This window comes from sulfur-oxidizing endosymbiont of Gigantopelta aegis, from assembly GCF_016097415.1.
In the GTDB taxonomy this organism is placed as follows: domain Bacteria; phylum Pseudomonadota; class Gammaproteobacteria; order GRL18; family GRL18; genus GRL18.
In genome coordinates, this window is record NZ_JAEHGE010000001.1 from 2,336,211 (window position 1) to 2,360,807 (window position 24,597).

At 40.3% G+C, this 24,597-nt stretch carries 30 protein-coding genes, 1 tRNA gene, 4 pseudogenes and 2 CRISPR repeat arrays (1 of these 37 cut by a window edge); of the genes and pseudogenes, 15 read left to right on the plus strand and 20 right to left on the minus strand.

The window, feature by feature from the left end; translation table 11 throughout:
* Positions 1–664: direct repeats of the CRISPR family, unit length 31 nt; unit sequence GTCGCGCCTTCACGGGCGCGTGGATTGAAAC; it begins 74 nt to the left of the window's first position.
* Between the two features lie 308 nt (positions 665–972).
* The 4 genes and pseudogenes from JEU79_RS11715 to JEU79_RS11730 form a co-directional block, all read right to left on the minus strand.
* Positions 973–1,302, minus strand: coding sequence for an IS3 family transposase (locus JEU79_RS11715; RefSeq protein ID WP_198264273.1), 330 nt, complete (start codon positions 1,300–1,302; stop codon positions 973–975).
* Entirely contained in the window at positions 1,200–1,835 is a 636-nt protein-coding gene (locus JEU79_RS11720; RefSeq protein WP_198264274.1) for a DDE-type integrase/transposase/recombinase, read from the minus strand. Before JEU79_RS11720 ends, JEU79_RS11715 begins: the two co-directional genes overlap by 103 nt.
* Positions 1,836–1,889: 54 nt before the next feature.
* A complete protein-coding gene (locus tag JEU79_RS11725; protein WP_198262486.1) occupies positions 1,890–2,132 on the minus strand; it encodes a transposase in 243 nt (80 codons plus the stop codon).
* A gap of 84 nt (positions 2,133–2,216) precedes the next feature.
* A CRISPR array of direct repeats spans positions 2,217–4,444; the repeat unit is 31 nt; unit sequence GTCGCGCCTTCACGGGCGCGTGGATTGAAAC.
* A 328-nt stretch (positions 4,445–4,772) separates the two neighbouring features.
* A pseudogene (locus JEU79_RS11730) lies at positions 4,773–5,931 on the minus strand (IS3 family transposase).
* A gap of 160 nt (positions 5,932–6,091) precedes the next feature.
* Here JEU79_RS11730 and JEU79_RS11735 point away from each other — a divergent pair.
* Positions 6,092–6,610: a DUF3369 domain-containing protein gene (locus JEU79_RS11735; RefSeq protein WP_198264275.1), complete on the plus strand. Its 519-nt coding sequence runs from the start codon at positions 6,092–6,094 to the stop codon at positions 6,608–6,610.
* Positions 6,594–7,193, plus strand: a complete 600-nt coding sequence (locus tag JEU79_RS27455) for a DUF3369 domain-containing protein (protein WP_198264276.1) — start codon at positions 6,594–6,596, stop codon at positions 7,191–7,193. The genes JEU79_RS11735 and JEU79_RS27455 overlap by 17 nt, the downstream gene beginning before the upstream one ends.
* A gap of 501 nt (positions 7,194–7,694) precedes the next feature.
* On the opposite strand, the gene JEU79_RS11745 is transcribed toward JEU79_RS27455, so the two are convergent.
* From JEU79_RS11745 to JEU79_RS11760, 4 genes are all read right to left on the minus strand, one after another.
* Positions 7,695–7,769: transfer RNA gene (locus tag JEU79_RS11745), tRNA-Asn, on the minus strand.
* Positions 7,770–7,894: 125 nt separating this feature from the next.
* Positions 7,895–8,053: a GspH/FimT family protein gene (locus JEU79_RS11750; RefSeq protein ID WP_198264277.1), complete on the minus strand. Its 159-nt coding sequence runs from the start codon at positions 8,051–8,053 to the stop codon at positions 7,895–7,897.
* 4 nt (positions 8,054–8,057) lie between these two features.
* A complete protein-coding gene (locus JEU79_RS28565) occupies positions 8,058–8,351 on the minus strand; it encodes a GspH/FimT family pseudopilin (RefSeq protein ID WP_425511146.1) in 294 nt (97 codons plus the stop codon).
* Positions 8,300–8,443: a prepilin-type N-terminal cleavage/methylation domain-containing protein gene (locus tag JEU79_RS11760; protein ID WP_198264279.1), complete on the minus strand. Its 144-nt coding sequence runs from the start codon at positions 8,441–8,443 to the stop codon at positions 8,300–8,302. The genes JEU79_RS28565 and JEU79_RS11760 overlap by 52 nt, the downstream gene beginning before the upstream one ends.
* A 420-nt stretch (positions 8,444–8,863) precedes the next feature.
* Here JEU79_RS11760 and JEU79_RS11765 point away from each other — a divergent pair, with 420 nt between their 5' ends.
* The 4 genes and pseudogenes from JEU79_RS11765 to JEU79_RS11780 all read left to right on the plus strand — a co-directional run bounded on the left by JEU79_RS11765 (position 8,864) and on the right by JEU79_RS11780 (position 11,070).
* Entirely contained in the window at positions 8,864–9,436 is a 573-nt protein-coding gene (locus JEU79_RS11765; RefSeq protein WP_198264280.1) for a GAF domain-containing protein, read from the plus strand.
* Between the two features lie 48 nt (positions 9,437–9,484).
* On the plus strand, positions 9,485–10,039 hold the full coding sequence (locus JEU79_RS11770; protein WP_281401061.1) for a GGDEF domain-containing protein: 555 nt from the start codon (positions 9,485–9,487) through the stop codon (positions 10,037–10,039).
* Positions 10,040–10,088: 49 nt separating this feature from the next.
* Positions 10,089–10,753: pseudogene (locus JEU79_RS11775) on the plus strand (nitroreductase).
* Between the two features lie 125 nt (positions 10,754–10,878).
* Positions 10,879–11,070: a hypothetical protein gene (locus JEU79_RS11780; RefSeq protein WP_198264282.1), complete on the plus strand. Its 192-nt coding sequence runs from the start codon at positions 10,879–10,881 to the stop codon at positions 11,068–11,070.
* Positions 11,071–11,116: 46 nt separating this feature from the next.
* Here JEU79_RS11780 and JEU79_RS11785 read toward each other — a convergent pair whose 3' ends face one another.
* The 10 genes and pseudogenes from JEU79_RS11785 to JEU79_RS11820 form a co-directional block, all read right to left on the minus strand.
* Entirely contained in the window at positions 11,117–11,635 is a 519-nt protein-coding gene (locus JEU79_RS11785; protein WP_214660554.1) for a hypothetical protein, read from the minus strand.
* Positions 11,636–11,694: 59 nt separating this feature from the next.
* The gene (locus JEU79_RS11790; RefSeq protein WP_198264284.1) at positions 11,695–12,435 is read right to left on the minus strand and encodes an Eco57I restriction-modification methylase domain-containing protein; all 741 of its coding nucleotides are present in this window, start codon (positions 12,433–12,435) and stop codon (positions 11,695–11,697) included.
* A gap of 28 nt (positions 12,436–12,463) precedes the next feature.
* Complete coding sequence (locus tag JEU79_RS11795) at positions 12,464–12,622, minus strand: hypothetical protein (RefSeq protein WP_198262479.1); 159 nt, start codon at positions 12,620–12,622, stop codon at positions 12,464–12,466.
* A gap of 263 nt (positions 12,623–12,885) precedes the next feature.
* The gene (locus JEU79_RS26385) at positions 12,886–13,083 is read right to left on the minus strand and encodes an IS3 family transposase (RefSeq protein WP_246540195.1); all 198 of its coding nucleotides are present in this window, start codon (positions 13,081–13,083) and stop codon (positions 12,886–12,888) included.
* Between the two features lie 18 nt (positions 13,084–13,101).
* Positions 13,102–13,641 carry an IS3 family transposase gene (locus JEU79_RS26390; RefSeq protein ID WP_246540197.1) on the minus strand — a complete coding sequence of 180 codons (540 nt, stop codon included), beginning with the start codon at positions 13,639–13,641 and terminating at the stop codon, positions 13,102–13,104.
* Between the two features lie 30 nt (positions 13,642–13,671).
* Positions 13,672–13,989 carry a transposase gene (locus tag JEU79_RS26395; protein ID WP_198265150.1) on the minus strand — a complete coding sequence of 106 codons (318 nt, stop codon included), beginning with the start codon at positions 13,987–13,989 and terminating at the stop codon, positions 13,672–13,674.
* Between the two features lie 180 nt (positions 13,990–14,169).
* A complete protein-coding gene (locus tag JEU79_RS11805) occupies positions 14,170–14,421 on the minus strand; it encodes a hypothetical protein (protein WP_198264285.1) in 252 nt (83 codons plus the stop codon).
* Between the two features lie 127 nt (positions 14,422–14,548).
* Positions 14,549–14,809: an IS1/IS1595 family N-terminal zinc-binding domain-containing protein gene (locus JEU79_RS25765; protein ID WP_214660555.1), complete on the minus strand. Its 261-nt coding sequence runs from the start codon at positions 14,807–14,809 to the stop codon at positions 14,549–14,551.
* Positions 14,806–15,587: pseudogene (locus JEU79_RS11815) on the minus strand (tRNA dihydrouridine synthase). Before JEU79_RS11815 ends, JEU79_RS25765 begins: the two are co-directional and overlap by 4 nt.
* Positions 15,588–15,614: 27 nt before the next feature.
* On the minus strand, positions 15,615–16,364 hold the full coding sequence (locus tag JEU79_RS11820) for a HesA/MoeB/ThiF family protein (RefSeq protein WP_198264287.1): 750 nt from the start codon (positions 16,362–16,364) through the stop codon (positions 15,615–15,617).
* 294 nt (positions 16,365–16,658) lie between these two features.
* On the opposite strand from JEU79_RS11820, the pseudogene JEU79_RS26400 reads away from it, so the two are divergent.
* From JEU79_RS26400 to JEU79_RS11830, 3 genes and pseudogenes are all read left to right on the plus strand, one after another.
* Positions 16,659–17,299: pseudogene (locus JEU79_RS26400) on the plus strand (adenylate kinase); the annotation flags it as partial.
* A 60-nt stretch (positions 17,300–17,359) separates the two neighbouring features.
* Entirely contained in the window at positions 17,360–17,680 is a 321-nt protein-coding gene (locus JEU79_RS26405) for a hypothetical protein (RefSeq protein WP_246540644.1), read from the plus strand.
* On the plus strand, positions 17,677–18,354 hold the full coding sequence (locus JEU79_RS11830) for a hypothetical protein (protein WP_198264288.1): 678 nt from the start codon (positions 17,677–17,679) through the stop codon (positions 18,352–18,354). Before JEU79_RS26405 ends, JEU79_RS11830 begins: the two co-directional genes overlap by 4 nt.
* Before the next feature lie 45 nt (positions 18,355–18,399).
* On the opposite strand, the gene JEU79_RS11835 is transcribed toward JEU79_RS11830, so the two are convergent.
* Positions 18,400–18,642 (minus strand): hypothetical protein, encoded by a 243-nt coding sequence (locus JEU79_RS11835; RefSeq protein ID WP_198264289.1) that lies wholly within the window; start codon positions 18,640–18,642, stop codon positions 18,400–18,402.
* Positions 18,643–18,822: 180 nt separating this feature from the next.
* Between JEU79_RS11835 and JEU79_RS11840 the strand changes: the two genes are divergently transcribed.
* The 6 genes from JEU79_RS11840 to JEU79_RS11865 all read left to right on the plus strand — a co-directional run bounded on the left by JEU79_RS11840 (position 18,823) and on the right by JEU79_RS11865 (position 24,080).
* Positions 18,823–18,999, plus strand: coding sequence for a hypothetical protein (locus tag JEU79_RS11840; RefSeq protein WP_198264290.1), 177 nt, complete (start codon positions 18,823–18,825; stop codon positions 18,997–18,999).
* A gap of 117 nt (positions 19,000–19,116) precedes the next feature.
* Positions 19,117–19,842 (plus strand): PDC sensor domain-containing protein, encoded by a 726-nt coding sequence (locus JEU79_RS11845; RefSeq protein ID WP_214660556.1) that lies wholly within the window; start codon positions 19,117–19,119, stop codon positions 19,840–19,842.
* Complete coding sequence (locus JEU79_RS11850; RefSeq protein ID WP_198264292.1) at positions 19,805–22,150, plus strand: ATP-binding protein; 2,346 nt, start codon at positions 19,805–19,807, stop codon at positions 22,148–22,150. Before JEU79_RS11845 ends, JEU79_RS11850 begins: the two co-directional genes overlap by 38 nt.
* Positions 22,151–22,165: 15 nt before the next feature.
* The gene (locus tag JEU79_RS11855) at positions 22,166–23,008 is read left to right on the plus strand and encodes a response regulator (RefSeq protein WP_198264293.1); all 843 of its coding nucleotides are present in this window, start codon (positions 22,166–22,168) and stop codon (positions 23,006–23,008) included.
* Positions 22,975–23,583: a sigma-54 factor interaction domain-containing protein gene (locus JEU79_RS11860; protein ID WP_198264294.1), complete on the plus strand. Its 609-nt coding sequence runs from the start codon at positions 22,975–22,977 to the stop codon at positions 23,581–23,583. The genes JEU79_RS11855 and JEU79_RS11860 overlap by 34 nt, the downstream gene beginning before the upstream one ends.
* Before the next feature lie 80 nt (positions 23,584–23,663).
* Positions 23,664–24,080 carry an AAA-type ATPase lid domain-containing protein gene (locus JEU79_RS11865; protein WP_198264295.1) on the plus strand — a complete coding sequence of 139 codons (417 nt, stop codon included), beginning with the start codon at positions 23,664–23,666 and terminating at the stop codon, positions 24,078–24,080.
* 26 nt (positions 24,081–24,106) lie between these two features.
* On the opposite strand, the gene JEU79_RS11870 is transcribed toward JEU79_RS11865, so the two are convergent.
* A complete protein-coding gene (locus JEU79_RS11870) occupies positions 24,107–24,295 on the minus strand; it encodes a hypothetical protein (RefSeq protein ID WP_198264296.1) in 189 nt (62 codons plus the stop codon).
* Positions 24,296–24,597: the final 302 nt, after the last annotated feature.

Consider the following 24,597-nt stretch of genomic DNA (forward strand, 5'->3'; position numbering starts at 1 on the left):
ACGGGCGCGTGGATTGAAACCTGCATTTTAGCAGCAAAGTTTAACATGTTATGGTCGCGCCTTCACGGGCGCGTGGATTGAAACGTCGATGACTTTTTAATGCGAGCTCATGTTTGTCGTCGCGCCTTCACGGGCGCGTGGATTGAAACAATAGTAATACACCAAACAGAATTTTAGATCAGTCGCGCCTTCACGGGCGCGTGGATTGAAACATCAAAATTTCTTCAAACACTAACACTTTTTAGTCGCGCCTTCACGGGCGCGTGGATTGAAACATACTGCATTGTATTAATCATTAGATTCAGCGGTCGCGCCTTCACGGGCGCGTGGATTGAAACTCTACTAAAAGTGGTCGGATCAAATACACTCCATGTCGCGCCTTCACGGGCGCGTGGATTGAAACCATTTTCATATTTTGATCGCAAATGGCAATAGCAGTCGCGCCTTCACGGGCGCGTGGATTGAAACTACCGCCAATCGCGAAGATATTGTCTCATTAAAATGTCGCGCCTTCACGGGCGCGTGGATTGAAACCATTATCTAAAATCCGACCTGAATTGCTCGGGGCGTCGCGCCTTCACGGGCGCGTGGATTGAAACAATAATTGACCCCCGACCGAAAAGGGTTTGTTTTGTCGCGCCTTCACGGGCGCGTGGATTGAAACTCTTGTTGTTTTTGCCATTGTGATGTGTCAACACTTTTCCGGACAGTTTTCTAAATATTTTTTGGCTGTTTCAAGTGATTTTTGTCATTTTGTATTTCCTATCATTTTAGTTTCTCATGTTAACTTTAAACGATGAAGAGAAAGGGCTTTGCCCTCTGGAACGATAGAGCCGTTCCATTCACCCAAGGTATTTTCACAACGGTAATGATCCTGTTACAATATCTTCACGGCACAGGCTGAGGAGCCGATGGCCGTCAACGGTAATGGGCGGCATTTATGTCGCCTTTACCCCTCTTCAATCAATCGATTTAAGCTATTTCCTGCTGTATTTCATAATCGACTGGTGACAAATAATCATTAGCCGAATGAAGTCGCTCCCGATTATAAAATACCTCAATATATTCAAATATTGCCTGCTTTGCTTCTACTCTGGTTTTGAATCGACAATGGTGCGTCAATTCAGTTTTCAAACTATGAAAGAAGCTCTCTGATACAGCATTGTCCCAGCAATTTCCTTTGCGGCTCATAGACTGAATTATGTTATGATCCGACAATATTTTTCTATGACTATCAGAGGCATATTGGCTACCTCGGTCAGTATGCCAAAGCAATCCATCCATTGGTTTACGCTCATCCATATGGCCATCAGTAAAGCATCATTGACTAGCTTGGCTTTCATTCGCTCATCCATCGACCAGCCAACAATTTGCCTAGAGAATAAGTCAATGACAACCGCTAAATATAACCAGCCTTCCTTGGTGGCAATATAGGTAATATCACCCACATAGTAGCGATCAGGTTGAGAGACAGTAAACTCTCTTTCCAGTAAATTTGGAGATATACGCTTATTATGCTTGGAATTAGTCGTCGCTTTAAAGCGTCTCTTCGTTTTACAAAACAAACCGGCTTTTTTCATTAATCGACCAATTCTCCGGCGGCTTATATGAACGCCTTTTTCAGCCAGTTTTCTTTTTAAGACGACGGGTTCCATAAGTCTTGCGACTGTCTTCAAACAGTTTTTTAGCTGCTCAGTAAGCGCTTCATTTTCTTTCTCTCTATCCGTTTTAGGAGAGCTAACCCAATCATAATAGCAACTACGGAAACATCCATAAAACGGCACAGAATCGTTACCGTAATCTTTAGCCTGATCAGTTATCCATGCGTACTTCACAAAGTTTCCCTTGCAAAGTACGCTGTGGCCTTTTTAATAAATCACGCTCCTGAATCACTTTTGCCAATTCTTTTTCAGACGTTTTACTTCATCATAAATGTGTTCATCACTTCTATTGGCTACCGTCTTCACCGGTTTGGAATATTTACTGATCCAGGTATGTAGAGTATTTACATTAACACCTAGCTCCCTGGCAGTCTGAGAAACGGGTTGATCCGTCTCATTAGCTAATTTGACAGCTGATTCTTTAAATTCTGATGTATAGCTTTTATTCGGTTTTTTTGTTTGATCATTCATTTTAGGTCACACTTTTTATCTTTTAGTTATTTTAAGTTGTGTGTCCGGTTAAGTATAGCCACATTATTGGCTCTCTCCAATATAGTCGCGCCTTCACGGGCGCGTGGATTGAAACAATTTCTTGTACTGTTTTACTCCAAACATTTCTGTCGCGCCTTCACGGGCGCGTGGATTGAAACTCACATGGGGAAAAGCGCGCACGGGGAATCAATGTCGCGCCTTCACGGGCGCGTGGATTGAAACGTAAAAACAAAAAATCATGGGACGTTCTGAATTGTCGCGCCTTCACGGGCGCGTGGATTGAAACCCCCAAATACAATTTTAAATAACTCGCAGATAGAGTCGCGCCTTCACGGGCGCGTGGATTGAAACTAACTGCAAGATACGTCCCGAAAAATGATTGACCGTCGCGCCTTCACGGGCGCGTGGATTGAAACCTTGCTTGCCTTGCTTACCCGCGCCAGTTTTAGCTGTCGCGCCTTCACGGGCGCGTGGATTGAAACGATAAAAAAATACGACCGTTAACAATAGCAATGTCGCGCCTTCACGGGCGCGTGGATTGAAACATATCGGGCGCAGCATTGTTAGACGGAGAGCAAAAAGTCGCGCCTTCACGGGCGCGTGGATTGAAACTTTTAATATCAATTTAGTTATATTTTGTTACCATGTCGCGCCTTCACGGGCGCGTGGATTGAAACTTATCTATTAGCGAACTAATCAATGATTTTTGTGTCGCGCCTTCACGGGCGCGTGGATTGAAACAATTTTATAATGTTTAATATCTGATTTTAAACAGTCGCGCCTTCACGGGCGCGTGGATTGAAACGCTTAAATTGTTGATTTTTGTAGTGATTGCAGTAGTCGCGCCTTCACGGGCGCGTGGATTGAAACCCCCATCCCATTTCTCTGCGGATTTTGTTATGACGTCGCGCCTTCACGGGCGCGTGGATTGAAACTTTATATTCGATAAAAATTCTAATAATTCGACGTCGCGCCTTCACGGGCGCGTGGATTGAAACATCGCGCTTGATTGGGTTTTGCATATATTGAGCTGTCGCGCCTTCACGGGCGCGTGGATTGAAACCGCCATCCCCAATAGTATAAGCGACAAATTTCGAGTCGCGCCTTCACGGGCGCGTGGATTGAAACTACAAATCCGTCTTTATAATCGATTATTTTCAGCGTCGCGCCTTCACGGGCGCGTGGATTGAAACAGTTGTTGGTTTTCCATCGTAAATAATACGTTGTCGCGCCTTCACGGGCGCGTGGATTGAAACTAATCTCTATAAGCCACTCTTTAATTTTTTGTTTTGTCGCGCCTTCACGGGCGCGTGGATTGAAACGTACTGCATTGTATTAATCATTAGATTCAGCGGGTCGCGCCTTCACGGGCGCGTGGATTGAAACAATTCCTATAAATTATATTGCCGAGGCTTTTTGCATGTCGCGCCTTCACGGGCGCGTGGATTGAAACGTTTTGCGGGGAGCGTCAAATATGTCAAAGATGAGTCGCGCCTTCACGGGCGCGTGGATTGAAACTATAATTTTTTAGTAATGGCGTTATCTATTTTCTGAGTCGCGCCTTCACGGGCGCGTGGATTGAAACACCGCAAGCACTGGCACATTTGCAGAATTAAAAAGGTCGCGCCTTCACGGGCGCGTGGATAACATAAGCTGCAATAACACAATCTGCCCAGTTTTGGTCGCGCCTTCACGGGCGCGTGGATTGAAACATTAGTAGGCTTTGGGTTTACTGGCGATCAGGCGTCGCGCCTTCACGGGCGCGTGGATTGAAACATAAAATATTATCTGCAATTTTATTTGTTGATATGTCGCGCCTTCACGGGCGCGTGGATTGAAACAGAAACACTTGCTAAAAATTATTTAATTACCGGTGTCGCGCCTTCACGGGCGCGTGGATTGAAACTCCCAAATATAGATCTATTATATACTGTTACGCGTCGCGCCTTCACGGGCGCGTGGATTGAAACCATGTTCGACTTACATCCCCAATTGATTTACGTCGCGCCTTCACGGGCGCGTGGATTGAAACCCTTGAGTGTTTGAAATTGCAGGATCAACTGCAATGTCGCGCCTTCACGGGCGCGTGGATTGAAACCCGGAACGTATCTTGCAGTTAAAAAGCGAATAAGTCGCGCCTTCACGGGCGCGTGGATTGAAACATTGAAAAGTGCAGATTGTTCATCGCGTTTGATGGGTCGCGCCTTCACGGGCGCGTGGATTGAAACTATTGTCAAGTGTCATGTTGACAAATGTATTTGTCGCGCCTTCACGGGCGCGTGGATTGAAACATTGCGTCGATTTGCGAGTGCTGTGATATTGTCAGTCGTGATGTGTCAACACTTTTCCGGACAGTTTTCTAAATATTTTTTGGCTGTTTCAAGTGATTTTTGTCATTTTGTATTTCCTATCATTTTAGTTTCTCATGTTAACTTTAAACAGATGAAGAGAAAGGGCTTTGCCCTCTGGAACGATAGAGCCGTTCCATTCACCCAAGGTGTTTTCACAACGGTAATGATCCTGTTACAATATCTTCACGGCACAGGCTGAGGAGCCGATGGCCGTCAACGGTAATGGGCGGCATTTATGTCGCCTTTTACCCCTCTTCAATCAATCGATTTAAGCTATTTCCTGCTGTATTTCATAATCGACTGGTGACAAATAATCATTAGCCGAATGAAGTCGCTCCCGATTATAAAATACCTCAATATATTCAAATATTGCCTGCTTTGCTTCTACTCTGGTTTTGAATCGACAATGGTGCGTCAATTCAGTTTTCAAACTATGAAAGAAGCTCTCTGATACAGCATTGTCCCAGCAATTTCCTTTGCGGCTCATAGACTGAATTATGTTATGATCCGACAATATTTTTCTATGACTATCAGAGGCATATTGGCTACCTCGGTCAGTATGCCAAAGCAATCCATCCATTGGTTTACGCTTCCATATGGCCATCAGTAAAGCATCATTGACTAGCTTGGCTTTCATTCGCTCATCCATCGACCAGCCAACAATTTGCCTAGAGAATAAGTCAATGACAACCGCTAAATATAACCAGCCTTCCTTGGTGGCAATATAGGTAATATCACCCACATAGTAGCGATCAGGTTGAGAGACAGTAAACTCTCTTTCCAGTAAATTTGGAGATATACGCTTATTATGCTTGGAATTAGTCGTCGCTTTAAAGCGTCTCTTCGTTTTACAAAACAAACCGGCTTTTTTCATTAATCGACCACCTCCGGCGGCTTATATGAACGCCTTTTTCAGCCAGTTTTCTTTTTAAGACGACGGGTTCCATAAGTCTTGCGACTGTCTTCAAACAGTTTTTTAGCTGCTCAGTAAGCGCTTCATTTTCTTTCTCTCTATCCGTTTTAGGAGAGCTAACCCAATCATAATAGCAACTACGGAAACATCCATAAAACGGCACAGAATCGTTACCGGGTAATCTTTAGCCTGATCAGTTATCCATGCGTACTTCACAAAGTTTCCCTTGCAAAGTACGCTGTGGCCTTTTTAATAAATCACGCTCCTGAATCACTTTTGCCAATTCTTTTTTCAGACGTTTTACTTCATCATAAATGTGTTCATCACTTCTATTGGCTACCGTCTTCACCGGTTTGGAATATTTACTGATCCAGGTATGTAGAGTATTTACATTAACACCTAGCTCCCTGGCAGTCTGAGAAACGGGTTGATCCGTCTCATTAGCTAATTTGACAGCTGATTCTTTAAATTCTGATGTATAGCTTTTATTCGGTTTTTTTGTTTGATCATTCATTTTAGGTCACACTTTTTATCTTTTAGTTATTTTAAGTTGTGTGTCCGGTTAAGTATAGCCACATTAGTTTGAATTTGCCCAACCTAAAGCGTCGTCTGATGATGACGATGAAATAACAGATACTCCCTGGAAAATTGCTATTATTGATGATGATGAACAAGTGCATATTGTCACTCAAATGGTCTTAAAGCACTTTTCCTTTGATAATAAACCGGTTCAGTTTTTAAATGCCTATAGTGCAGCCGAAGGCTTGGAATTATTTAAAAATAATGATGATATCGGTGTCTGCTTACTGGATGTGGTAATGGAAACGGAACATGCGGGGCTTGACTTGGCCAGACAAATCCGTGAAGGATTAAAAAATACCTTTACACGTATTGTCTTGCGTACTGGACAGCCAGGAAGTGCGCCAGAAGATGAGGTGATCATTAATTATGATATCAATGACTACAAAGAAAAAACGGAGCTAACACGCTCGAAACTCAATACTCTGATGTATTCCTGTTTGCGTTCTTATCGAGACATTGTGTCTCTTGATCAAACGCGTAAGGGACTTGAACAAGTCATCAGTTCGACGACACAAGTCTTTAGTTTGCAATTTATTGAGGAGTTTTCTAAGGGAATTTTACAACAAGTAACCTCTGTTTTAAATTTTAAAGACAGTGCTTTTTTATGGTAACACCAATGGACTTGCAGCCCATGGTGAGCAGAATAATGATAATGCTAACATCAAAATTATTGCCGGTATTGGTAGTTTTGAGGATAAAATTGGAAATGAAATTTCCCAGGCAATTCCTCAAGAATTATTTAATTTATTAGAGCAGCATAATGAGTTCTTTTATTCCGTTCATGTGAAAGACTCCTACTTGGCCTGTCATCAAAGTCATGGAGCGCCCAAAAATGTATTGTTTTTTCAGGGCATTGGCAAACGTAGCGCCTTACAGCAAAAATTGCTGGATATTTATAGTCGCAATGTTTTGGTGGCCTTTGAAAATATTTGCCTCAAGGTGGAAGGTGAGGAGTCACAACGAGAAATTGTCTATATGCTCGGTGAAGCGGTAGAATCTCGTTCCAATGAAACCGGCTTTCATTTGAAGCGAGTGGCGCAACTATCGGGTATTTTAGCCAGAAAACTTAAATTGCCTGATACCCATGTTGATTTAATCATTCAGGCTTCACCGCTACATGATTTAGGAAAAATTGGTATTCCTGATCATATTTTACATAAGCCGGGTAAATTGATGCTGAAGAATGGGAAGTAATGAAGAGTCATGTCAAAATCGGTCATGATATGATGAAAAATTCGCATAAAAAAGTGTTTCGTATTGGTTCGTTAATTGCTTTAGCGAGTAAGCGATGTTACAAAAGTCCTTGAATATGGATGACGTTTTTGATTATCTAAAAACAGTGCAGGGAGTCAATTTGATCCGAATATGATTGCTTTATTATTAGAGGAAAACAAACGATTGAAAATCTTTATAGGCATTTAAAGTAGAGCTTTTTAGAAATAATACCTTAGTAGTAAAAAGCAGGGGTAAACTTATTATTAAATAGTGATATTGAAAATCAAACCAATAGCCAGTAGAGCGATCAAAGCTGCTGCCGATAGGGTAACAGTTTTAACGATATTCAGTGTTGTTGTCATTTTAGGCTTCCTTCCAATTTTTTAATCAAATCAATCAATGTTTTTTACTACAAAAAGATATAAAAAAGGCTCTGAGGGCATACTTAATAGTGTATGTCTCTCAAAGCCTTTATATGTATGGCTCCCCAAGCATGATTCGAACATGCGACCAAGTGATTAACAGTCACCTACTCTACCGCTGAGCTATTGGGGAATTGTTGCAAACTTCTGTCAGTCATCAGAAGCAACGAAGGCTATTCTATGCATTTTGATTTTAATGTCAAGAAACATTGTAAATAAAATTCATTTTTTTTATAACTGCCATATAAAATCAGTCACTTAACTGCAAGCAGATGTTTTGTTGCTTGTTTTTCCTGTTGCCATTCTAGCGCGTCCTGTACGCGAAATAATGACACGTTGAACAAACTGAGTGCCATTACGACTACAAAGTGTAAATGTGCCATTGGTGCTGCTATGACCATCGGAATAATAGCGCACATAGTTAGAGGAGCCAAAGCCTTTGTATTGCAGTGATAAGCTCTTTGAGAGGGCTTGCTGAACATAAAAACTTCTTCATAAGCATTGCGCTTATTATTGCCATCCTGATCAGAAAAATAAGCCAGCCATCAGACCATTTTGCGCTAGGTGTGCATTGTTGGCCATTATTGCTCTTACACAGCAGCACTCTACTCTTATGTTTAATGGCTTCTGAACGGGCTAGCTGATGATGGTGGAATAAAATATTCAACTGAGCTGATTGGTGATTATGGCTGAGGATGTCAGCAAAGGCAGGCACTGCTGTTGTGAGTAAAATACTGGCATGGCCAGAGTGATGAGCAGTTCAATTAAAGTAAAGCCTCGAAGCTGTTGTTCGTTATGTCGTATCATTGGAAATCCTTTTCAAGTAATGGTGGTAATTAAAGTGAACAAATAAAGTAACTAGTGTCCATCCGTTTATTCTAGAATTATTTGATAATTGTGACCGTAGGGTGGGCACGCTTTTGTGCCCACGCTGAAAATGTGCATATAAAGAACCCTATTTACGGATAAACACTCACTAGATGAAGTTTATAGCAATGGAATTGCTGTCTGAAGAGGTAAAGCGTGGTTAAAGCTGTAAGAAAAGTGTGATTTTTTGTGTCAGACTTAACGTACAATGATATTTTTGCTGTTTTTGTTAATAAACTGTGAAGCTAGGCAAAAAAAAGAACTAAAAATAGACTAAACTAATAGTTCATCGTATAAAAGGATGCAGTGCGAGAAATTAAACACTTTTTGGGGAGAAGTGGAAAGTAGTGATGAGTCATTTTGAACAAAAAAAATACCATGCAGCAATCAGTGGATGAAAATAGTCAGCTCAAAGCACAGCTTAAGCAATTATTGAGCAATGCCCATGAAAACCAGCTGAAACTGAAACGTTTTGAGCAAATAGAGTTTAAATTAATGGCTGCTGAATCCATTGAGCAGTTATTGGTCATTATTCGTGATGAATATACTAGCCTGTTCAAGCTGGATGATTGTGCTTTATTGCTTGAAGATGAGAATCTTTCTTTGCGCCGCCTCATTCCGGATGGGCTTCAAAATACGCCCAATGATCATTTTTTAACCTTATTAAATTTCCCTGTTGAACTGGAAAAATTACACTATTTGCCGACAGAGCTGATGACTGGGTTTTACCATTCTAATCATCATCAATGGCTGATGAATAATCCACATATTGAATCCATTGCAGTGATGCCCTTAATGCGTCATGGTAGAAAAATAGGTGTCTTTTGTTGCGGTAGTTATGATCGCACACGTTTTCAAGCCCATGCCGCTTGTGATTTTTACAGCGTCTGTCTTTTATCATGGCTGTTTGTATCGAAAATGCTCTTAATTTAGAACGCCTTAAACTGAGTAGCATGACTGATGCATTAACTCAGGTGCATAATCGACGTTTTTGATCAACGTTTGCCTCAAGAATTGTCCAGAAATGATCGCGCCTTGACGGCAATATCTTGTTTATTTCTCGATATCGACCATTTTAAACAAGTCAATGACACTTATGGTCATGGGGTGGGTGATGATGTTTTATGTCAGGTGGCTCAACGCATTCAAACCGGGCTGAGAACACATGACATTCTGGCTCGATATGGCGGTGAAGAATTTGCTGTGTTATTACCGGACACCAGCAATGATGAAGCCATGATGGTCGCTCAGCGTATCATCGATGCGGTGAATAAAGATCGTATCGTTATTGATAAAAATGTCATTTTAACTATTACCATTTCTGCGGGTGTTTCAACTCTTATGACTGATGATACAATGATTGATGATACAAGGTCTGATTCATTAAATGATATCAAGTCATTGGGAATGAAATTACTATCAACGGCAGATGAAGCACTCTATGATGCTAAAAAACAGGGTAGAAACCGCGCCATTAATGCCGGTTTGTTAGCCTTGATTGATTCAGTAGAATGTTCACAAAAATTTCAATGTTGAAATTCCCTTACTAAAACAAATAATTTTTAGCTATTCTTTTGGAAAACCTATGCAACTGAGTGACAGCCTCATTAAACGAAAATCCACCCGTGCTTTTTTAAATAAACCTGTTGAGACAGAAAAAATTCAACAGATTTTAAATCTCGCGCGTCACGCCCCCTCCGGTGTTAATACTCAACCCTGGCAGGTTGCAGTGGTGAGTGGTGCAACTAAAAGTCGCCTGCAAGAAAAATTAGAAGCGGCTTTTCGTTCCGGTGTTAAAGCAAAAATGGACTATCAATACTATCCTCAACAATGGCTTGAGCCATTTAAAAGTCGTCGTAAGGCCTGTGGTTTAAAAATGTATAGTACTTTAAATATTGCCCGGGAAGACAAGGACAAACAATTGGAGCAATGGGCAGCTAATTATCGTGCCTTTGATGCCCCGGTAATGCTGTTGTTCTTTTTAGATGCCAGTGCTGAACAGGATCCTTTCTTGATTATGGTATGTTTTTGCAATCTTTGATGCTAGCGGCGGTGGATCAGGGGCTGGCAACCTGTCCCCAGGCAGCACTGACGGAATATCCTGATATTGTAAAGGAAGAACTAGGGCATAAGGAAGAGGATTTATTGATCTGTGGTATGGCATTGGGCTATGAAGATTGTGATGCATTGGTGAATAGTTATCGCACCGAAAGAGAAGACATGAGTGGCTTTACTTGTTTTTTTGACTAAGTTTATGAAAAGAGGGAATATTCAGCCAAATAAACACTAATTAGACAGGCAAGGGCATGAAAATATGCTAAATTAGGGGCTGAAATTTAACTTGGGCACAACTTGGGCACAAATAGAACAATAAGATGACTCAAACACAAGCTAACAATACCTATTCCGTCGATGTGTTAATGCTACAGGCTCGTCAATTGGCGGCTAATTACCGTCGTGCGACAGGCAAAACCCTGGCTGGTGTCACAAGCCATAACTCTTTATGTTTCTTATTATCTGCATCAAATTCTGGTAAATTCATGTGTTTAAACACATTACCCACTTGAATTGAAATATTATGACTATCAATAAAAGCTTGTACTGTAGAGCTGTTTAGTAAACCACAAAGATAATAGGCTGGCTCTGAATCATAAAAATCAACAAAAAACAATTTGTGGTCGGGAACAAAAACTTTTGACCACTGATAGGATCGTTACCTTTTGTAATGACTGCCGCTCTAAATGATTTATTGCCAGGCTGTTCAGGCCATACCACTTTAAATGGTGCGAAAGTATAACTGCCAACATTTGAAATACAGAAATAAGGTGCGTGTTCTGTCATTCGTTTGCTATATGTTGATCTTAAAATAAGCTGGTCTTGATAGGTGCTAAAAAATCCTTCACACTTTGGTTTGTCTTCCATGTCATTTTCACAATCTTCTAATAACTGTTTTGTGATCCCCTTATTAGGCACCAGTACATATAAATCTTTTTTGATTGAGACATAACATTCCTGTATATCTCCAGCCCCCTTAACTAAAGGATATAGAAAATCAGGTTCTATCCAAAACTTTCTTGCTGGTTTTACTTTTTCATTTCTTCCAAAGTCAGGGCAGGTTTTAATTTGCACCAAATTATTATTTTTATTTGTATCAATAATTTTTACAAAATAAATACCATTTAATTCTGTGGTTACTCCTTTTCTGCCGTTAACCCAAGTGCTTGCACCAGTGATCTTTTAAATGCTTTAAAACCACCTTTCGGTGTAATAGCCCATGGTGAATCACCTCCCGTAACAGGGGTTGCCTCACACTTATCAATGTCAACTGAATCAAGAGCTTCTTGTTTTGTGAGGTGAGCAGGGATTGCTTTTTTATTTCCTTTAGCCGCTTCCCATATAGCATAGGGTATAGGATATTTTATTGTGTTACCTTTGCATTTTTTAGCAATAAAAATAGCTGTTTTATTGGCTGCATCAGGAAATGGCTTTAAAGCTTTTAGATCATCAATCCCTACAGGTTGAATGATCTGATTATTTCCGATATAAAATGATCGAAAACCTGCTGAAGATGGTGATTGAAAATGAGTTTGCGTGATAACAAATGCTAAAATTCCGTCTTCATCTTTGAGCCATTTATCTGCAACGGTATAGGTGATCATTCCTGATATATCAAGTTCATTTCCACCATGAAATTTTGTTTTTGAGAAAATTCCATAATGATCACAGGTTGGCTTTATACGTTCACGGTATAATTCGGGTAATTTTGACCATCTGACCCAAGGTGGATTACCAACAACCACATCAAACTTTCCTGCAATAGCAGACCAGAAGAAATTACGCACTATACGAAACCAGATACCATTCCAGTTTCTTTCATGTAAATCCAGAATTTTTTCATAAGTATGCTTGAGTGGTGATCTCCATTCTTTCATTTCATTGGATGTAATTAATTTTTTTGTATTAATTTTTTTCTGTCTCACGCCACTGAGTACTTTTTGAAACTAAATTATCCATTAGTAAAAATACGGAATCTAAACGACTTCTATCAAAAGCCAATTCTGAAGGCAATAAAATTTCAAGATCGGCTACTTCACTACCAATTTTATAAGAGACAATCAATTCATCTTTTTAGGATTTCGAGCTGGGGAATACACTGCATCCGCTAAAAGAATCGGTATTTCTATATCTGTTCCTTTGTTATTGTCTAATAAATCAGAAATAGCGATTAATATATTCACTCGGGCAGTCTGGACTGCTAAAGGATTTAAATTTTCACAACGGTAATTGTTACAATATCTTCACGGCACAGGCTGAGGAGCCGATGGCCGTCAACGGTAATGGGCGGCATTTATGTCGCCTTTTACCCTCTTCAATCAATCGATTTAAGCTATTTCCTGCTGTATTTCATAATCGACTGGTGACAAATAATCATTAGCCGAATGAAGTCGCTCCCGATTATAAAATACCTCAATATATTCAAATATTGCCTGCTTTGCTTCTACTCTGGTTTTGAATCGACAATGGTGCGTCAATTCAGTTTTCAAACTATGAACTGATACAGCATTGTCCCAGCAGCTCATAGACTGAATATTGGACTATCAGAGGCTATCTCGGTCAGTATGCCAAAGCAATCCATCCATTGGTTTACGCTTCCATATGGCCATCAGTAAAGCATCATTGACTAGCTTGGCTTTCATTCGCTCATCCATCGACCAGCCAACAATTTGCCTAGAGAATAAGTCAATGACAACCGCTAAATATAACCAGCCTTCCTTGGTGGCAATATAGGTAATATCACCCACATAGTAGCGATCAGGTTGAGAGACAGTAAACTCTCTTTCCAGTAAATTTGGAGATATACGCTTATTATGCTTGGAATTAGTCGTCGCTTTAAAGCGTCTCTTCGTTTTACAAAACAAACCGGCTTTTTTCATTAATCGACCAATTCTCCGGCGGCTTATATGAACGCCTTTTTCAGCCAGTTTTCTTTTTAAGACGACGGGTTCCATAAGTCTTGCGACTGTCTTCAAACAGTTTTTTAGCTGCTCAGTAAGCGCTTCATTTTCTTTCTCTCTATCCGTTTTAGGAGAGCTAACCCAATCATAATAGCAACTACGGAAACATCCATAAAACGGCACAGAATCGTTACCGGGTAATCTTTAGCCTGATCAGTTATCCATGCGTACTTCACAAAGTTTCCCTTGCAAAGTACGCTGTGGCCTTTTTAATAAATCACGCTCCTGAATCACTTTTGCCAATTCTTTTTTCAGACGTTTTACTTCATCATAAATGTGTTCATCACTTCTATTGGCTACCGTCTTCACCGGTTTGGAATATTTACTGATCCAGGTATGTAGAGTATTTACATTAACACCTAGCTCCCTGGCAGTCTGAGAAACGGGTTGATCCGTCTCATTAGCTAATTTGACAGCTGATTCTTTAAATTCTGATGTATAGCTTTTATTCGGTTTTTTTTGTTTGATCATTCATTTTAGGTCACACTTTTTATCTTTTAGTTATTTTAAGTTGTGTGTCCGGTTAAGTATAGCCACATTATTGTTTATGATGTGTTTTAACACTTCTAAATCACCCCACCCATCATCTGTTGCTTGTATTTTTATTTTCCTGATTAAAGCCAGTAAGAAAGAAGCTGAACCACATGTTGATCAAGAAATCGTTGAGTTAAAAAAATTTTTTACATTGATTCTATCCAGAGTGACTTCAACCAACCATTCTGGTGTATAAAATTCACCCAGACTTTTTCGTAGCTCATTTGGCACGAGATCTTGATAAAACGACTTAAGAACATCTTTTGAACGTGCGGAAGTTAATTTATCCGCTCTATACATGGAGAATGAAAGCAAAATACCTTTTAATCCATCAATTATTACAACTTCTGCACCAAGAATTTTTATCAAAAGAGAGTTGTAAGTATGTATGACAAAAAGTGCAACAGGGATCTTCAATTCTTCAGACTTTTTTGTTCAGAGAAATTGATTGCATAAACAGTCGCCATACCAACATCAGCAACTTCACAGATTCGCCTTAAAGGGATTTATTCATTAGAAGTTTGAAAATAAGATTGTTTTTATGAGGCTGTTTTTGACCAGTTGTAGATTGTTTAACTGAAAATGTTTTCTTACAAGACTTGCATCGATAACGACTAGAACCTGATTTTGTTTTCCCAAAAGACTGGTAAAATTCTTTTCCTAACTTAATACTAATGAGATTATTTTTACATGAATTATCAGGGCATGACACCTCTGGAGTTTCTTTTAAATATTCTTCAATTCTGCTGTAATTCATCCCAAATTCCTTTGATTCTGAGGTGTGCTTTTATCGTCTAAGGCATTTTTTATCTGCAAGGCCAGATCAGGTGTTACCATCGCACCACGTCCCAACATAATACTTGAACAGTGACTACGTTCTTTACAACGATAATAATCATCCACACTCCAGACCTCACCATTGGCAATAATGGGGATCGTCAGCTGATCTGCAAGCGGTGCTAAAGCATCCCAATAAGCAGGTGGACGGTAGCCATCTTTTTTGTCCGGGCGTGAATAGTGAGCCAGTCAGCCCCTGCATCCTGAATCGCCTGGGCATTATCATGAGCCAGGGATTGATCATCAAAGCCAAGGCGCATCTTTGCCGTGACCGGAATATTGGCTGGCACAGCCTGACGCACAGAATAAACTAATTGGTTGATGCGATCAGGAAATTTGAGCAGACTAGCACCGCCATCACGGCGGTTGACAGTCTTTGCAGGACAACCAAAATTGAGATCAATACCTTCAGCGCCAAGACTAACCGCCTTGGCTGCATTGTCGGCCATGGCTGAATTATCACTGCCTAATAATTGTAAAAAAATCGGCGTGCCGGATTTGGTATGGCTGATCTTTTGTCCCGAATCAGGATTTATATTCAACTCAGGAAAACGCCGATAAAAAACACGGGTGGGGAATAAGGTATTAGTGATCCGCAAAAATTCTGTGACACATAAGTCATAGCCACCAATAGCGGTTAAAATTTCACGGGCATAAGCATCCGTTAGTCCATCCATGGGTGCCAAAACTATTTTCATCGTCGATCTTACTCAGGAGTTAGGGAATTAAGTGTTCGAACAAACCGGGCATTGTGGATCGGCAGGTAGTTTTAAGGTACGCCAATCCATTGTATAGGCATCTAATAAGAGTAAGCGTGATACCAAAGGTTTACCAATAGACATAATAAGCTTCATCGCCTCAACGGCCTGGACACTACCAATGATTCCGACCACTGGAGACAAAACGCCATTTTCAGAACACGTAGTTGCCACATCATTTGCATCGTCTTTATATAAACAACGATAACAAGACCCTTCGCCCTGATTGGCAAAGACAATTACCTGACCTTCCATGCGAATTGCCGCACCTGAAACGAGTGGTGTACGAGCTTGATAGCAAACCTGATTGAGTAAAAAACGAGCGTCAAAGTTATCCGTGCCATCTATAACCACATCAGCGCATTGAGCTTGTGCTAGCAAGGCTGGTTCATCAAGCTTGTGGCTTAAAGCAGTGACTTGAATATGGGGGTTGAGTTGTAAGAGGGTTTCTTTGGCTGACTCCGCTTTATTTTGCCCGATGCGTTGCTCAGAAGAATGAATGATTTGTCGTTGTAAATTGGATAAATCGACCTCATCAAAATCACAGATCACTAAGTGGCCAACGCCAGCCGATGCAAGATACATTGCTATCGGTGAGCCTAAACCACCCATGCCGATAATCAATACGCGGGCATTGAGTAGCTTTTCCTGACCCTCAATACCGACATAGGGCAACATGATTTGTCGTGAGTAACGCAGTAATTGATCATCATTCATAATAGCTAATCTACCAGCTTAAAGGACTCTTTATATTGGAGCGTATTTTATCTGATTTAAGAACATGAAGATATGATCAGAGAAAAATAAGCGAATAGAGCATTTGTTAAGTTGTTTTTTAAAAGTGATGTGACTTATTTATTGATATAACTTAAGAAAAAGTTAATAAAGTGAATAATATCTATGGTCAAAACTTTACTTTATGAAACTCTGAGTTAGAATGACTAATAAGGGTTTGATCATTTTCGATCCTAAACAAAAATGTTTTTGGTTATTTTATCCAGTGAGAAAAAAATGAGAATTGTTTTATTAGGCGCACCAGGTTCAGGCAAAGGTACACAAGCAAAAAAATTAATTGAAAAATATGGCGTTCCACAAATATCGACAGGTGACTTATTACGCGCCGCAGTTCAAGATGAAACTCCACTCGGATTAAAAGCCAAACACGCGATGGACTCCGGTGAGTTAGTGACCGATGATATCGTGCTAGGGATTATCGAAGAACGTTTAAAAGAACCTGATGCTTTTTATGGTTTCATCCTCGATGGCTTTCCAAGAAATATCCCTCAGGCGGAAGCATTGGATAATATGCTCAACACGATTTATAAGCCACTGGAAAAAACAATTTTAATTGATGTTGATCTGGACGACCTAATGCACCGATTAACAGGCCGTAGAACCTGTGCCGACTGTGGTCAAATGTATAATGTTTATACCTCTGCACCAATATTAACCGAAGTCTGTGATAAATGCGGTGGTAAACTGATTCAAAGAGCGGATGACAATAAAGAAACCATTGGTCATCGCCTGAAAATATATATAGCTCACAAACTGAACCACTGATTTCTTATTATAAGCAACAAAGCAAAAATGTAGCCATTGAAGGCGCAGGTGATGTCGATGAAATCTTTGCCCGAATAACAGCAATTCTTGATCCACTGGTTAAAACGCCCAAGGCTGTAGAAACAGCTACCATTGAAGGCGAGCTTGAAGAAGTGACAAAATCTGAGAAAGAAGAGAAGAAAGCGGTTACTAAGAAGCCAACTAAGAAGAAGACTGCGACGAAGAAGAAAGTAGCGACTAAGAAAAAGGCTGCGACGAAGAAGAAAGTAACAACTAAGAAAAAAGTGGCTACGAAGAAGAAAGTAACAACTAAGAAAAAAGTGGCTACGAAGAAGAAAGTCGCAATTAAGAAAAAGGCTGCTACGAAGAAGAAAGTCGCAATTAAGAAAAAGGCTGCGACGAAGAAGAAAGTCGCAACTAAGAAAAGGTCGCTGCGAAGAAGAAAGTCGCATCTAAGAAAAAGGTGGCTGTGAAGAAGAAAGTCGCATCTAAGAAAAAGGTGGCTGTGAAGAAGAAAGTCGCAACTAAGAAAAAGGCTGCGACGAAGAAGAAAGTTGCATCTAAGAAAAAGGTGGCTGTGAAGAAGAAAGTAGCGACTAAGAAAAAGGTGGCTGTGAAGAAGAAAGTAGCGACTAAGAAAAAGGTGGCTACGAAGAAGAAAGTCGCAACTAAGAAAAAGGCTGCTACGAAGAAGAAAGTAGCGACTAAGAAAAAGGCTGCTACGAAGAAGAAAGTCGTACCTAAGAAAAAGGCTGCTACGAAGAAGAAAGTCGCACCTAAGAAAAAGGCTGCCACGAAGAAGAAAGTCGCACCTAAGAAAAAGGCTGCCACGAAGAAGAAAGTCGCACCTAAGAAAAAGGCTGCTACGAAGAAGAAAGTCGCACCTAAGAAAAAGGCTGCTACGAAGAAGAAAGTCGCACCTAAGAAAAAGGTGGCTACGAAGAAGAAAGTCGCACCTAAGAAAAAGGCTGCTACGAAGAAGAAAGTCGCACCTAAGAAAAAGGTCGCTGCGAAGAAGAAAGTCGCACCTAAGAAAAAGTCTACTACGAAGAAGAAAGTAGTAACTAAGAAAAAGGTGGTAAAAAAGAAAAAATCGACCACTAAGAAGAAAGTGGCGAAAAAGCGAAGAAGAAAAAAAAGGGGCTGAAAAGCCCTTTTTTTATACCTTATGAGATAAAATCAGCGCCTCTTTTTAAGCGCCTATATCACCAGGCGCTTCATCCAAAGGAAAAGGGCTTTGATTATCCAACCAGGCTTTCCATTGGGCATGATGAGTGACATCGATACCTTCGGTTTTTGCGCTAGATTGTAAATGTGTTTGTAGATCAGAGAGCAGTTCGGAGTCCATTAATTCAAAATGTGACTGCACATTGGCATGAAGCAGGTTGTAGATTAGTTTTAATTCTGTCAGCGGATAATCTGTAATGGTTTTCATGATTGCTATTAATGCTCTGTTAAAAAGTAATAAGGGAGTGAATTTTAAGCTCATATTTTTCATATATTAGCACAAATTTGCGGCAAGCTAGGTGCTTTTGTATACTTCTATTATACCCAAACTGCTCTTAGCTGATAAGGTTAGGCGGACTTTCCAGCGATTTGACAGAAGGATAAGTGCTTGTTCACCTCGATACGCTTTAAAATCATTTTACTGACAGTCATACCTATCGCATTGATTTATTTGCTGATTTTCGGCTTTGGTATTTATCAATTGCAATTGCATTTACGGGCAGATGTTGAAGACGAAATGCGGCGTTTAACGCAGCAATATGCGGGTATCTTCTCTGGCTTTTGAATGAATCAGCACAAATTGCCCGTTCTACAGCGGCTATTATCGAACAAAACCCCACCATTCATGACTACCAGATTTATGCGCAGGTTAAATCGAATCTAAGACATAACCGAATTGTTTATGGCAGTGCCATTGCCTTTGCTCGTGATCCGGACTACGACAATGAATTATTTGCTCCCTATGCATGCATACCGCACCTCAGGTCGGGTCAATACCTTAGATATTGCAGACATAACCGATTATACCGCAGGGCATTGGCAATGGTGGGACAAGGCCAAACAGGCCAAACATCCTATCTGGACCGATCCCTATTTTGATAAAGGGGTTGGCGATATCGTCATGGCTACCTATGCGGTGCCGTTTTTTTATAAGAAGCAGTTTAGAGGGATTGCTACGGTTGATGTGCAATTGGAAATTTTAGAAGAAAAAGTGAATCAGGGTATTGATGTCGATCTGGACTTACTAATCATTACCAATAAAGGGGATTATGTTTACCACCCCGATCCCAAACAAATCCTAGCCAATTCCATTTATAAAGACGCTAAAAAATATCATCAGAATGGACTCAAAGACCTAGCCGATAAAATGATTGCCGGTAAACGGGGAGTCGTCCAATTAGATTCTTGGGAAACTCAGCAAAAGCAGTGGGTGGCTTTTTATCCAATTCAAAATACTGAGTGGCATTGCCCTGAGAGTTCCGGAGAAAGTTGTTTTAGCTCAGGTCAGAAAGAAAGGGCTGCAATTTGCCGCAGTACTACTCTTTTCTCTGCTTTTAATCATTATTACCGTATGGCTAGTGATAGGCCGGATGACTCAGCCTTTAGCACGTTTGACCGAGGGTGTTAAATCAGTTGCCGCAGGTAATCTGGATGCCACAGTGGAAGTAACCAGCCAGGATGAAATTGGTGTATTAACGCAGAGTTTTACTGATATGGCGGCTAAATTAAGTAAGCGTGAACAGGATATTCGTGATGCACGTTCACAAGGATTCAGTCGAATAGTACAGGGCTTAAAAGGGCGTTATTTTTATTTTACCCATGATAAACAGGGTCATATCTCTTATGTCAGCCCTGCGGTCAAAGACATTTTGGGTTATACACCGAGTGATTTTAAAAATTTCTTTAAGCAATATTTTGTCGAAAGCCCACTCAATGATCAGGCGACTCACATGATCGAGCTATCCTTTCAGGGTGAGCAACAAGAAGCCTTTGAACTGGAGTTGATCGCACGCAATGGTGAATTATTACGTTTTGAAATTATTGAAGTGCCGGTGAAAGGTGAGCATGGTGAGATTATTGCTTTGGAAGGTATGGCGCATGATATTACTGAACGTAAGCGTGAAGAAGAAAAATTTCGAGTTTTATTTGAAAGTTCTTCACAGGCTAATTTGTTGTATTCAGATGAGGGAATTCTTGATTGTAACCATGCCTTTTTAGATCTCTTTGGCTTTAGTAAGAAAGAAGATGTGCTGGGATCACGCTTATACTCGCTCACTCGTGCCATTCAGCCTGATGGCGAAGCCTCATTTGATCGATTAAACCAACTAATGGCTCAGGCTGTCGATGTAGGTTATCAGCAATATGAATTAGTTTTTGAGCGCGTAGGCGGTGAAACTTTTCCGGCAGAAATTATTTTAACCGCAGCCACTATGAATGAACAAGCAGTCTTTATTGCTTTGATACAGGACTTAACAGAGCGAAAATTAACTGAACAGGAAATTATTAGTGCTAAGGAAGTTGCCGAAGAAGCCAATAAAGCCAAGAGTGAATTTTTATCCAATATGTCTCATGAATTAAGAACACCTTTAAATGGGGTGCTGGGTTATGCGCAAATTTTGCAAAATGATAAGCAAGTAACTCATGAGCAAATGGAAAGTCTGGATGCGATTAAGAGTTGTGGTCATCACCTGCTCACCTTGATTAATGATGTGCTGGATTTATCGAAAATAGAATCGGGCAATATGGCCTTTACTATCAGTGCCGTGGATTTACCCAAGTTGGTTAAAGGGGTATATGACATGGTGATCCACCGTGCGTCAGCCAAAGGTGTTAAGCTTGATGTGATCATGCAAGAGGGCTTGCCTAAGGGAATAAAAACGGATGCGACTAAATTGCGACAGGTACTCGTTAATCTCTTGGGTAATGCGGTAAAATTTACTCATAGTGGTACGATTTCACTGCATGTCTCTGTCTATGATAAACAAGAATCGCCCAATGTCTGCTTTGTGGTAGCGGATACTGGCATCGGTATTCCTGAAGAAAAACATCAGATAATTTTTGATGCCTTTAAACAAGCTAAAGAAGGTATGGATGCCGGTGGTACAGGTCTTGGTTTGGCCATTAGTCAGCGCCTTATTCAAGAAATGGGTGGCACAGAAATCACTCTGCAAAGCCAGTATGGAGAAGGCAGTGCTTTTTCATTTTGTTTGCCGCTTATAGAGGTCAGTGATGATGAGCTAGAGGTGACATATAGTGAGCATTATGATGATTCAGTGATCCCCAAGCTGCCGGATGGTTTACAGTTAACGGCTTTGATTGTAGATGATCGACAGGTTAATCGTGATATTTTAGAGCGTTTATTACAAGCATCGGGTTTTAAAACCATGTCGGCAAACAATGGTAAAGAGGCCGTGGCCATGAGTCAGAAATATAAATATCCCCTGATCTTAATGGATATTCGTATGCCGGAGATGGATGGGATTCACGCAGCAAAACTCATACGACAAAGCATGGAGCAAGAAGAGAGCCAACAGAAACTTGTTATTATTGCGGTAACAGCCGGTGTTTTTCCGGAATTAAAGACGCAGATAGCAGAAACAGGCATGGATGATTTTATTGCCAAACCCTTTAAAGTGTCTGAGGTGTTTAATAAAATAGCACAGCACTTGGACATACATTTTAAGTATGAAAATGTCACTTTAGAGAATACGCCAGCCGCTGAGTCTGAGCGAGTCTTTGATGAGCATGCACTAGAACAATTAGAGGAATTGATAAAACAAATAAAAGCCGCCAGTGAGATGGGGGATATCAGTCAAATTAATGTCGTGTATAAAGAAATAAGCAAAAATAAACTCTTAAGTGATGAAGCCGATAAGCAATTAAATTTATTGATTAAACAATTTGATTTTGATGGCATACGCAATTTTAAATATTAAAATAAGCCCACAAATATGAATGCAATACATAAAGAAGAACAGGCAACATTATTATTGGTAGATGATAATCCTACTAATTTACAAGTGTTATATCAGACTCTGGAAGGGCATGGCTACAAGTTATTGCTCGCTAAAAATGGTGAAGATGCGCTAAACATTGTTCATAAAGTACATCCGGAACTGATTTTATTGGATATTATGATGCCGGGTATGGATGGCTATGAGGTGTGTTTAAAAATAAAATCTAACCCCGAGCTGGCTGATATTGCCATTATTTTTCTATCGGCATTAGATGATGTAAAAGATAAAGTAAAAGGCTTTGATTGTGGTGCGGTGGATTATGTTGCCAAGCCTTTTCAGTCAGAAGAAGTTATCGCACGAGTAGAAACTCATATTAAAATTCGCCAATTGGAAACCATCTTAGCGCAAAAAAATAAGCGTTTAGAAGAAGATAATGCACTGATTTTGGATGCAATGGGTGAAGGTCTATTGGGTGTTGATAAACAGGGTTTAATCACCTTTATCAATCCTGCGGGTGCAGAAATTATCGGCTGGCTGGAAGATGAGATTCGAGGTAAAAACTTTCATGATGTGATAATGCACACAGATAGTCAGGGCCATCGCCATCCACTGGAAAAAGATGATGTCTTTAACACCCTGAGAGATCGAGTGCAAAGACAAAGTGATAGTAATATTTTTTGGCATAAAGATTCAGGCAGTTTTCCCGTTGAATATACCGTGACCATGATTGAAGGTGAAACGGATATTAGCAGTGTCTGTGTCGTTTTTAAAAATATTGCAGCACGAAAAAACGTGAAAGTGAATTGCACCATGCCCTGCAAACCGTTGAAGAACTGAAAGAGAAATTACAGGTAGAAAATCAGGTTTTACGTGCGCAAAGCAGTTATCTGCAAGCAGAAATTCGCAGTGAACAAAACTATGGCGAAATTATCGGTCAAAGTCAGGCCTTAATAAAAACCATGGAAGAAGCCGAGCAGGTTGCAGGGACGGATACGACAGTATTAATCAATGGTGAGTCAGGCACGGGAAAGGAATCCATGGCGCGGGCTATCCATCAATTCAGTCCCCGAAAAAATCGCCCTTTAATCAAAGTTAATTGTGGTGCAATATCAGAATCATTGGTGGAAAGTGAATTATTTGGTCATGTTAAAGGCGCCTTCACCAGTGCAATTAGTGATCGAACCGGGCATTTTGAGCTAGCTGATAAGGGCACCATTTTTCTGGATGAAATAGGCGAACTTTCCTTAGAAGTACAGGTTAAATTATTACGGGTTTTACAGGAGCAGGAGCTCCAGCGTGTTGGCAGTGGCGAAGTGATTTCTGTGGATGTACGTATTATTGCAGCAACCAATCGTAATCTGAAAAAAATGGTGGATGAGGGTAGTTTTAGAATGGATCTTTTTACCGCTTAAATGTTTTCCCCTTAACCGTACCACCATTAAGGGATAGAAAATCTGATATTCCATTATTATTAGCAAAATTTCTTGATAATTTGAGTCATAAACTGGGCAAAAATTTCCGAGGCATCTCAGAGGTGAGTATGGCATTGCTAATGGATTATCATTGGCCGGGCAATATTCGTGAATTACAAAATGTAATTGAACGCTCTGCTATTTTATCAAAAAGTGAAATAATTGAAGTCGATGATGCACTGGTACCGGTATCGATTGAACAAGTGAAATTACACAAAGATTCAGCTGAACGAGCAGGTGATGAAGTTGATGACAATAAACAAGCGGATAATGCTAGAAAATCAGTGGCTTATCGGACACTGGCCGAAAATGAAAAGCGTTATATTATCAGTGTGTTGAATGATTTAAATTGGCTCATTTGGGGGAAAAGGGGCTGCCGAGATTCTGGATGTGCCGGTCAGCACATTGCGATCCAGAATGAAAAAACTCGGTATTGAGAGACCAGACTAGGAAAGTAAACTGATCAGGCGATAGGACCTGTTTTTCTGACAGGGTGTATTGGTTTACTCAAAATAACTAAAACTGCGCCAATAAAGAAGCCTATGCCAGCATTCAACCAATAAAAATCGTTATTCCAAATGACTTGGTCGATTAAAGAACAGCTAATAGCAAAAAAAGTGGCGGTGGTGAGAATAGTGATTATTTTTTTCATGTTAATTCTCCAGCTTGATGCGCTTTTTAATACATTATTTAAGGTTTTTGCAAAATTATTAAAAAACAGTGTATATATTATACAGATCAGCGTTCAATTTATCTGTAGGTAAAATCTGAAAATGTGTAGTTATTTGACTGAAATTTGTCAGACTTTTACCCCTAAAAACAGCTATTAGTACAGTGGACCCCATTGTCAAGACAGCTTTCTCAAATATTAAGATATAATTCTGTTGGTTATTTATAGTATTAGTCTTATCCACATATCCACAGGTCTGCCAGTAGTCCAGAGACGCTTGCGAT